Genomic DNA, 9,712 nt, shown 5'->3' on the forward strand with positions numbered 1-9,712 from the left:
TTCGACTCCAGCCGCTCCGCTTCGTGCCGTCAAAATTATTTTCAAACTACTGATTCGCGCCCATCAACCGCCGCATCGTCGCCGGATCGAGTCCCCGCGTCGCGTCGTATTTCTTGAGCTCCGACTCGGGCACGCCGGCGTGATACTCGCGCGCCAGCTCGTCGGGGTTGAAGCTCACGCCAATCGGATTCTTCTGCATCGCGTCGCTTTGGAAAAATCCCTTCAGCTCCTCGACCGTATCGAAATTGTCGACTTGCAGCTCGACCCGGTTGCCGTCGGGGTCGCGATAGTACATCGAGGTCGTCGGCCCGTGATTGATTGTCACCACCGGCATGATCCCGGCCTGCTTGAGGCGCTCGTAAGTGAAAACCAGGTCGCCGAGATTGGCGTAGGTGTATGCCAGATGATCGAGCCCGACCGAATGCCGCGGCTTGTCTTCAAGCCCGGGCACCGCCGCGATCGCAATCCGGTGATGCTCGTCGTCGTAGGTCATGAACTCGAGCATGCCGTTGCTGTGAACGACCTCCGCCTGCAACACGGTCGTGTACCAATCGACCATCGGCTGGAATTGCTTGGTGGCGAGCACGGCGTGCGCAAATTTCGCGGGTACGACGCGCCTGGTTCCGTTTCCGTTCTCGGCTGAGCTGGCTGGCATCGCGAGTCCTCCTTCGACGGCATTTCGATCCGGCGCGGGAGCCGGGTCGCTCCCCTCTTATTGCAGTGATCGACACGCCGGACAAGGAATGCGAGGGTGTTTTCGCGCGCGCAAAAAGGAACGCCCGCCGATGCGCGCCCCCCTTTGGGAGCGCACCGGCGGGCGTGGGACTCGGTGCAGGAACTTTTCTAATTCCCCACTTCGCGCTTAATTTTCCTGGCGGGGGCTCCGCTCATCGCAGAAACTCCCCGCCAGGGCGCGCTCGGGGGATTGACGCCTTTACAAAATGAACCAGCAGCTCGCGGCTGCGATGTAGAAGACGGCGACTGCCACCAGGGCGAACACCGCGATCTCGTCGAGTTGGTCGCCGAGCCGGGTTTTGAGGTCTTTGGCCATGCGGACGCCGTCATTCGGGGCAAAGTGTTCGTCAGATAGTGTCGAAAGCATCACCGTTCCTCCTGCTCTTTGGTCCCCTTCATAGAAATAGGCGTTACGTTCGATTGAACAATTTGTTCAATGGATTGAACCGGCCCTTGCGTGGCGCCAAGTGGCTGAAAAATAAAGAGAATTGTCCGCTTCGTTCCGCTTTGTGTCATTCAGAGCGCAGCGAAGAATCCCGGCTTCGCAGCTCGCATGAGGTCGAGAGGCGGGGTGCGACGGCAGGCGTCGAGAAAGATCCGGGATTCTTCGCTGCGCTCTGAATGACAAAGGCGAGAGTTCGCCGCCGCACAGCCAATCTTGTACCGTCCGCCCACAATCGGCACAGTCTTCCTATAAGAGGACGGCGGCGTGACCAGGAACGGGAGCTTTTTCAATCTCTACAACCACGATTTCGTGCGAATCGCGGTTGGAGTGCCGTCCGTTCGCGTCGCCGACCCTGCCTACAACGCCGATCAAACCATCGCGCTCATTCGCGACGCGGTCGATCGCAAAGCTTCTCTCGCGCTGTTCCCCGAATTGGGCATTACGGCCTACTCCTGCGACGACCTGTTCCAGCAGCGCGCGCTGCTCGACGCATGCCTCGGCGCGATCGCGGCGGTGGTCGACGCGACCTCCAAGCTCTCTATCGTCAGCGTGATCGGCGCGCCGCTCCAAATCGACAATCATCTATTTAACTGCGCGATCGTGATTCATCGCGGGAAGATTCTCGGCGTCGTGCCGAAGACCAATCTCCCGAACTACCGCGAATTCTACGAGCCGCGGCAATTCAGCTCGGCCGACGCCGCGACTCGCGACGAGATCGATCTCGCCGGCATTCGCGCGGTGCCATTCGGCAACAACCTGATCTTCCAGCATGACGATCAGCCGCTGCTCGCCTTTCACGCCGAGATTTGCGAGGACCTGTGGGTGCCGATTCCGCCGTCGTCGTACGCGGCGCTCGCGGGCGCGACTGTGCTCCTGAATCTGTCGGCGTCGAATATCACGATTGGCAAGGCCGACTACCGGCGCTCTCTAGTGACGAGCCAATCCGCGCGATGCCTCGCGGCGTACGCATACTCGGCGGCGGGGTCCGGCGAATCGACCACCGATCTCGCGTGGGATGGCCACGCGTTGATCGCCGAGAACGGCAACATTCTCGCAGAGTCCGAGCGCTTCAAGGACCAGCCGCAAGTCATTTGCGCCGAGCTCGATCTCGAACGTCTGTCGCAGGAGCGGATGCGGCAAAACACGTTCGGCGACAATGCTCAGCGCGAGCATGAGCGAATCCGGCGCTTTCGGCGGATAGCATTTTCAAGCGAGCTGCCGCGACGCGGAAAGATGCCGTTGCAGAGGCGCTACGAGCGGTTCCCGTACGTGCCATCGGATCCTTCGACGCGCGACGAGCGATGCGCCGAGGTTTTCGACATCCAGGTGCAGGGTCTCACGACGCGCCTGCGCTCGACCGGGCTCGAACGGGTCGTGATTGGAGTCTCGGGCGGGATCGATTCGACGCATGCGCTGCTGGTATGCGCGCGCGCGATGGATCGGCTCGGCTCGCCGCGTAAAAAAATTCTCGCCGTCACGATGCCGGGCTTCGCCACCAGCGCGCGCACTCTCGAGCAGGCGCGCCGTCTGATGAAATCGCTCGGTTGTTCGACCGACGAAATAGACATCCGTCCGAGTTGCATGCAGATGCTCAAGGACATCGGACATCCGTATGCCGAGGGCAAGGAAGTCTACGACGTTACGTTCGAGAATGTGCAGGCGGGCGAGCGCACCAGCCATCTGTTTCGATTAGCGAACCTGCGCGGCGGCCTGGTGGTCGGCACCGGAGACTTGAGCGAGCTTGCGCTGGGATGGTGCACCTACGGCGTCGGCGATCACATGTCGCATTACAACGTCAACGCGAGCGTGCCGAAGACACTGATCCAGCATGTCATTCGATGGGTCGCGCAGAGCGAGAATCTCGGCCGCGATACCAGTAAGACGTTGCTCGAAATCCTCGCGACTCCGATCAGCCCCGAGCTGATTCCCGGCACTTCCGCCGATGGGCATTCGAGCCACGACACCGAGGCGACGATCGGGCCCTATGAGCTGCACGATTTTTTTCTCTACTACACGCTGCGCTTCGGATACCCGCCGCCAAAGGTCGCGTTCCTCGCCTACAATGCGTGGCGCGACAAGAACACGGGTGACTGGCCGGACATCCCGGCCGACCGCCGCAACCAATACGACATCGCAACTATCAAGGGGCATCTGCACACGTTCCTGTACCGATTTTTCCAGTTGAGCCAGTTCAAACGCAGCACCATTCCCAACGCGCCGAAGGTCGGTTCAGGCGGATCGCTGTCGCCGCGTGGCGATTGGCGCGCGCCCTCGGACAGCGAGGCGACCGCATGGCTCGAGCAATTGAAGTCGATCCCGGACAAAGATTAATCTCGCCATCGTGAAAATTTCCGGGTCGTCGCTCGGCACCCGCCTTGCCCGCGCCGAAGGAGTGAGATGCTGAAGTTCCTGCGAACCACGTCCGCATTGCTGGCGATAATCGCCGCGCTGGCCGTACCTGCTTTTCCGCAGGAGTCCGCGAAACCGAATGAATCGCCGTGGGCGATGCGCGCGCCGACCGCTGTCCCGCAAGGGGTTCCGACCCTCTCGACCGAGGAGGTGGCGGCGCAGAAACAAGCCGAGAAGGGGACGCCGGAGCAGCAAGCATTCGCCCACAAAGTGGCAGACGCAATGGCCTCGAAGGATTTCGCCGCGATGAGGCAGTTGGTCGCGCCGAGCACCTTGAAGTGCATCGGCAAGAACGAAGATTTTCTCCAGGACCGAATCAAGCGGCAACTCGCTCTGCCGATCAGCCGGAAATTCAATCTGAAGATTACCAAACTGCCGCCGAACATATTGAACCCGTCGAAATACGCGACCTACCCGATGCCGCCGACTCATCTGATGCGAATGGACTTCGACGGTGGAGACAACCACAATACGGTGAACCTGCCGGTCGGCCAGGAAAATGGAAATTGGTACGAGGCGCAGCCATGTCCCACCGAAGCCGGGATGGTGCGGTTCGCCAAGCTGCAGCAGATGCACGCGATTGCCCACGAACGCGCACAGGCGGCCGCGGCGAAGGTCGAGGATCCCGTCAAGTCGCAACTGCTCGCGCTCATCGGCAAGCACGACGCCGTCTCTGCGTGGAAGCTCTGCATGAGCACGCTGCACTATGACTTTCCAACCTGCCGGGGCATGGTTGCGATCCTCGGCGGCGATCCGAACTACTAACGCGCGGGAGTAACGGCCATGAAAATCGGACTTCATTTGCCGCAGATTGGTGCTAGTCCGGATGATATCGCGCAGGTCGCGACGCGCGCCGAGCAATCCGGCTATGAATCGATCTGGGTCAGCGACCACCTGGTAGTGCCCGATTCGGGCGGACGGCTGCCGCCGATCGAAATCCTGGAACCGATCGCGACGCTCGCCTACGTCGCGGCTGTCACCAATCGGATCAAGCTCGCGACCAGCGTGATCGTCGTGCCGTATCGCAATGCGATTCATCTCGCCAAGGAACTCGCGACGCTCGACCGGCTGTCGTCGGGGCGCGTCATCGCAGGCGTCGCCAGCGGGTGGCTCGAAGCGGAGTTTCGCGCGCTCGGTGTATCTTTCGAAAAACGCGGCGCTTACACCGACGAGGCAATCAAGCTGATGCGCGCGGTGTGGTCGTCGGCCGTCCCTGAATTTCACGGCGAGTTTTTCAATCTCGAGGGCATGCGCTTCGGCCCGCGTCCCGCCGCCGGCAACATCCCGATTTGGGTCGGAGGCATCAGCCGTCGCGCAATCCGCCGCGCGGTCGAGCTCGGCGACGGATGGCACGGGACGCGGATGAATCCCGACCAGGTCGCCGAGCGCATCGGATGGATTCGCGAGATTGCCACGCGCCGCGGCCGCAACCTGAACGGCTTCGCGATCAGTCATCGCGTGTACCTTGGCTTCGCACCGAAATGGATCGAGACCGGCGGCTACGTCGAAGGCATCCTGGCGCCGCCCGCCGAAATCGCCGACTACCTGAACCGCTTCGCCGCAATCGGCGTCGACGAACTCCTGATAAGCCCGCTCGGCAGCGACCCGCTCGCAAAATTTCTCGACCGGTTCGACACCGAAGTCCGCCCCCAGCTCGCGTAGATAGAGGCGCAGCATGAGCGATATAACGCTTCGCGCGCCAACCGACGATGACTGGCCCGCCATTCTCGCCCTGGCGCAACTGTCGCTTTCTGAATTGCCCAATTCACTCAGTCAGGATGAGTGGCTGAACAATCGCCGGTCGTTTTCTCCTTCGGACGGCATCCAGCGGCATTTTGTCGCGATTTCAGACGAGCGCATCGTCGGCTACGCCTGTGTCGAGCATCGCAACAAAAATATCGACGGCAGGGAAACTCTTGATGGCGTGTATCGGCTCTTCGTCGTGGTCGCGCCTTCTGCGCGCCATACGCTCGCGACTCGTCTGCTCGCGAAACTGCGCGAATGTCTGATCGATCTAGCTGCGCGTCGTGCATGGGTTGTGGAATACGAGGCTGACGCCGGCTTCCTTGCCTACCTCAAAGAGATGGGGTTTGTGAAATTGAAGAGCTTCAAGCTGGAAGACGGAAATCCGATGGTCGAAATGACTATCGATGCCCCGTTCCAATCGCTGGTGTAGCTAAGGATGAGCCTCCTTCATCATCTTCTCGTGCTGCTCGGTGGTCATCCGCGTGCGCGACTCGATCGCTTCCTTTTCGGGCGGACTCAACTGCGCGAGATGACGCATCCACAAGACGATTCCCCAAATTTCTTTTGGGTCGTGGTTCTTTCCAAATCCTGGCATCGCGGTCATCGCGATGCCGTTAGCAACTATGAAATACAGCTCGCCGTCCGACCATTTTTGAGCGCCGCCGGTTAGCTTCGGGATTGGCGGATTGAAGTCGGCTTCGAAACGATTCTCACCGTCGCCCTCAAGGCCGTGACATCCGGCACAATGCTCTTCGAAGTCGCTCTGCCCGGCTTTGAGATTCTCCGGAGTCGGCGGCAAAGGATTGGACTGCGTGCCGGCATTGCGGTGGATCCAATTTGACGTAGCATAACCCGCTAATCTTTTTTCGATCCGGCCGGGTTTGCTGATGGCGCTCCAGTTCAGCCACGGCAGAAGGAGAAACATCGCGACCAACAACGCCATCACCGCGAGCGCGCCCACTACAAAAATATCGAGCAAAGTTCTTTTCACGGTATCTATAACTCTCAACTGACAATCGTGCACTGGGACTTGGTCGAAGTTAAGCTGGCGCATTCGAGGCCCCGACTTGCCCGTGATGCGGCCGCTCTGTAAACTCGTGTCGCTTTCACTAGCGATGTAAAGGGTTCTTGCGTTTAGAGCAATCGTCGCATCGTCTTTGCCGCCCGGACAGTTGCAATTCGTGGAAATACAACCTTGACGACCCCCGCCATAGTAGCCTCCAAGGCTCACGCTGGCCGGACCGACGCCATCGCCGATAGCCGCATGAGCGCGCCGCCGAAGAGTACGCTGCGAACCTATTTCGCGATGCTGGCGCACGTCTCGCGCTGGCACCTGGTCGGCGTGGTCGCCGTCGCGGTTCTATTCTCGCTTACTGAGGGCGTCGGCATTGCGCTGTTGCTTCCCACCCTCCAGGTTGCGGGTTTCAATATGGCAGGGCAGGGCGAGGCGGGACGCTATGCCGCGATGCTTTCGAACGCGTTCGTTGCGATGGGAGTGCGTCCGTCGCTGATTATTCTACTGGCAGTGTTCGTGACACTGGTCGGCGCGCGGACGGTGCTCGGACAAATTCAGAGCGTGGGGATGTACGCGGTGCAGCAGGAAGTCGAGCATCACATGCGCCGCCGTCTCTATCACGCGATTGCCGACGCGAACTGGCTGTTCGTATGCCGCAGCCGCGCGTCGGATTTCACTCACGCGCTCACGCATGAGATTTATCGGATCGGCAGTGGAACCAATCTCGCGCTCGTATTCACCGGTGAGATCGTGCTGCTGGTCTTGTACATGACGATCGCGTTTGCGCTGTCGGCCGGGATGACCGGATTGGTGTTGGTTTCCGGCGCTCTGCTGACGTTCGTGTTTCGTGGACGAACCCACGCGATCCAGGAGCAGGGCGAGGAAGTCTCGAGCACCAACAAATCGCTCTACTCCGCCACCATCGAGCATTTGCAAAGTCTGAAAGCGGCCAAAACCTACGGCGCCGAGGAACGCAATTTTTCGATTTACTCCCACCTCAGTGCCGACGTGGTCCGCGCCAACGTCGACGGCGCTCGTCAGCAGGCGATCGCCGCGACCTGGTTCGAACTCGGGTCGGTCGTGATTCTCGCGGTCGTGCTGTACGTATCGATTAAAGTGCTGGCGGTATCTCCCGCGGCAATCCTCATCCTGTTGCTGCTGTTCGCGCGTGTGATGCCGCGGATCATGACTGGCCAACAGCACTACCGCGCCTTCGTCAATTCGCTGCCGTCGTTCAAAAACCTGCTCAATATCGAAGCGCGATGCGCCGCGGCGGCCGAGCCTGCCGCGCATCCGCATGATCGGATGTCGCTCACGCGCGAACTTGCCGCCGACCATCTTTCGTTCGCCTACAGCGAGGGGCGCGTGGCTGCGGTCAGAGATTTGAGCCTGGTGATTCCTGCCGGCAAAGTCGTCGCGCTGGTCGGGCCCTCGGGCGCGGGCAAGAGCACTATCGCCGATATTCTGATGGGCCTGGTGCAGCCGGATTCGGGGACGCTCAGACTCGACGGCCGGCCGCTCGGTCCCGAAGGCGTGCGCGGATGGCGCGATCAAATCGGCTACGTGGCGCCCGACACATTTCTGTTTCACGACACGATTCGCGCAAACCTCAAATGGGCGCGGCCCGAAGCGAGCGAGGACGAAATGCTGGCGGCGCTGCGACAGGCGTCGGTGTTCGATTTCGTCGCGGGACTGAAAGACGGACTCGATACAGTTGTTGGAGACCGCGGCATGATGCTGTCGCAGGGCGAGCGTCAACGCCTCGCACTCGCGCGCGCATTCCTGCGCCGTCCCTCGATGCTGATCCTCGACGAGGCGACCAACAGCCTCGATTCCGAAAACGAAGGCCGCGTGCTCGACGCGATCGAAAGCCGCCGCGGCGAACTCACCGTCGTGCTGATCGCGCACCGACTCTCGACCATCCGATGGGCCGATCTGATTTACGTCGTCGAAGGCGGCCAGGTGGTCGAGTCAGGCGATTGGTCGTCGCTCAGCGCTATTCGCGACGGCCGTTTCCGCGCACTCTGGGAAGCGCAGAGCCTGACCATCTAGCCTCGACCGGGTTGTTAACAACCCGGGATTCACTCCCGCTCACGTCACATTCTATTAATCCCTGACTAATTGTTCCGACATCTCTCTGAACTAGCTTGACGCCGTTCGTTGAGCGGAGGTGTCTGCTCGCGCCGACGCACTCATCGACGCCACAGATCGCCATGGTGGGAGGGGACATGAACATTCGATCGCGTATTTCTTCGTTTCTGTTGCCGGCAGTAGCTGGCATCGCGTTGCTTTTAACCGGATGTGCGCAGCAACGCGAGTTGGGATGGTGCACAGTCGGCGGCGCCGCGCTGGGTATGGCGATTGGCGCCGGCGCCGGCTTCGGTATCGGCGACGCCAGCGAAGGCAAGGACGGCTCGAGCTCGCGCAAAATCGCGGGAGCACTGGCCGGTGCGGGAATCGGCGCGGTAGTCGGCGGCGTCGCGGGTCATTATATTTGCGATCCGATCGTTCAACCGCCGCCTCCGCCCCCACCACCGCCGCCGCCTCCGCCCCCACCTCCACCGCCGGCTCCTGTGGTTAAGGAGAAGCTGGTACTGCGCGGCGTACATTTTGATTTCAACAAGTCGAACATCCGGCCCGGCGACGCGGCCGTGCTGGACGAGGCCGCATCAACCCTGAAGGCCAATCCCGACGTTGATATCGACGTGAACGGATACTGCGACGCTATCGGCGGCGAGGACTACAACTTGAGATTGTCCGATCGGCGCGCCGACGCGGTCGTGGACTACCTGGCCAAGGATGGCGTCAGCGAGAGCCGGCTACATCCGCACGGCTACGGCAAGACCAACTTCGTGGCGACCAACGACACTCCCGAAGGACGCGCGCAAAACCGTCGCGTCGAACTGGTCCCCGAACAATAACCCGCATACGTAAAACGGGGCGCTCGCATTCCCGCGAGCGCCCCGCAACTGCTAAAATCGCCCGCTGAGTCCCGCAACCCGTCAGGTCGGTCGCATGAGACACCAACGACCGATGGCTAGAGCGGGTTTTCTTCGAAGGGACGCGCGACCATCGTCGTGGCAACGCATTTCGCAACGGCGTTAACCCTCTTCTTTGTCTATTGGGATGATTGGGCTCGCATCGTATCCGGACTGCTCTCCTCCATAAGGGCGCGGGAGTTGAGCCCTGCGAATCCTTACGCGAAATTAGGATTGCTATTGCGGGAGATGGGTGACGGCCACTTGCAGAACTGGGCCGCCCTGGTCGCAATCAGATCGTTGAAAAGGTGTACTGAACGTCCAGACTTGCGGTCCCATGCAGAGTGATAGCAGGTGGGCGCTTCAATATTCAGTTCAGGACGG

Annotated in this window: 9 protein-coding genes; 6 read left to right on the forward strand and 3 right to left on the reverse strand. The window is 60.8% G+C overall.

The annotated features are described in order from the left end of the window. Positions 1–46 precede the first annotated feature (46 nt). Both WB650_RS03705 and WB650_RS03710 read right to left on the reverse strand, forming a co-directional pair. On the reverse strand, positions 47–655 hold the full coding sequence (locus WB650_RS03705) for a VOC family protein (RefSeq protein ID WP_423959472.1): 609 nt from the start codon (positions 653–655) through the stop codon (positions 47–49). 279 nt (positions 656–934) lie between these two features. Continuing rightward, the gene (locus WB650_RS03710) at positions 935–1,102 is read right to left on the reverse strand and encodes a hypothetical protein (protein ID WP_422306039.1); all 168 of its coding nucleotides are present in this window, start codon (positions 1,100–1,102) and stop codon (positions 935–937) included. A gap of 342 nt (positions 1,103–1,444) precedes the next feature. Here WB650_RS03710 and WB650_RS03715 point away from each other — a divergent pair, with 342 nt between their 5' ends. From WB650_RS03715 to WB650_RS03730, 4 genes are all read left to right on the forward strand, one after another. Beyond that, a complete protein-coding gene (locus WB650_RS03715; RefSeq protein WP_423959474.1) occupies positions 1,445–3,511 on the forward strand; it encodes an NAD(+) synthase in 2,067 nt (688 codons plus the stop codon). Between the two features lie 66 nt (positions 3,512–3,577). Further along, positions 3,578–4,354: a hypothetical protein gene (locus WB650_RS03720; RefSeq protein WP_422304172.1), complete on the forward strand. Its 777-nt coding sequence runs from the start codon at positions 3,578–3,580 to the stop codon at positions 4,352–4,354. Between the two features lie 18 nt (positions 4,355–4,372). Next, positions 4,373–5,251, forward strand: coding sequence for an LLM class F420-dependent oxidoreductase (locus tag WB650_RS03725; RefSeq protein ID WP_423959476.1), 879 nt, complete (start codon positions 4,373–4,375; stop codon positions 5,249–5,251). Between the two features lie 13 nt (positions 5,252–5,264). Beyond that, positions 5,265–5,765 (forward strand): N-acetyltransferase family protein, encoded by a 501-nt coding sequence (locus tag WB650_RS03730; protein WP_423959478.1) that lies wholly within the window; start codon positions 5,265–5,267, stop codon positions 5,763–5,765. Here WB650_RS03730 and WB650_RS03735 read toward each other — a convergent pair whose 3' ends face one another. Then, positions 5,766–6,326, reverse strand: a complete 561-nt coding sequence (locus WB650_RS03735) for a c-type cytochrome (RefSeq protein ID WP_422301465.1) — start codon at positions 6,324–6,326, stop codon at positions 5,766–5,768. Positions 6,327–6,530: 204 nt separating this feature from the next. Between WB650_RS03735 and WB650_RS03740 the strand changes: the two genes are divergently transcribed. Next, positions 6,531–8,402: an ABC transporter ATP-binding protein gene (locus WB650_RS03740; RefSeq protein WP_423959479.1), complete on the forward strand. Its 1,872-nt coding sequence runs from the start codon at positions 6,531–6,533 to the stop codon at positions 8,400–8,402. A gap of 209 nt (positions 8,403–8,611) precedes the next feature. Continuing rightward, complete coding sequence (locus WB650_RS03745; protein ID WP_423959481.1) at positions 8,612–9,271, forward strand: OmpA family protein; 660 nt, start codon at positions 8,612–8,614, stop codon at positions 9,269–9,271. The last annotated feature ends 441 nt before the right edge of the window (positions 9,272–9,712 follow it).

It is taken from the genome of Binatus sp. (SeqCode) (genome assembly GCF_049584895.1).
Taxonomy (GTDB): Bacteria; Desulfobacterota; Binatia; order Binatales; family Binataceae; genus Binatus.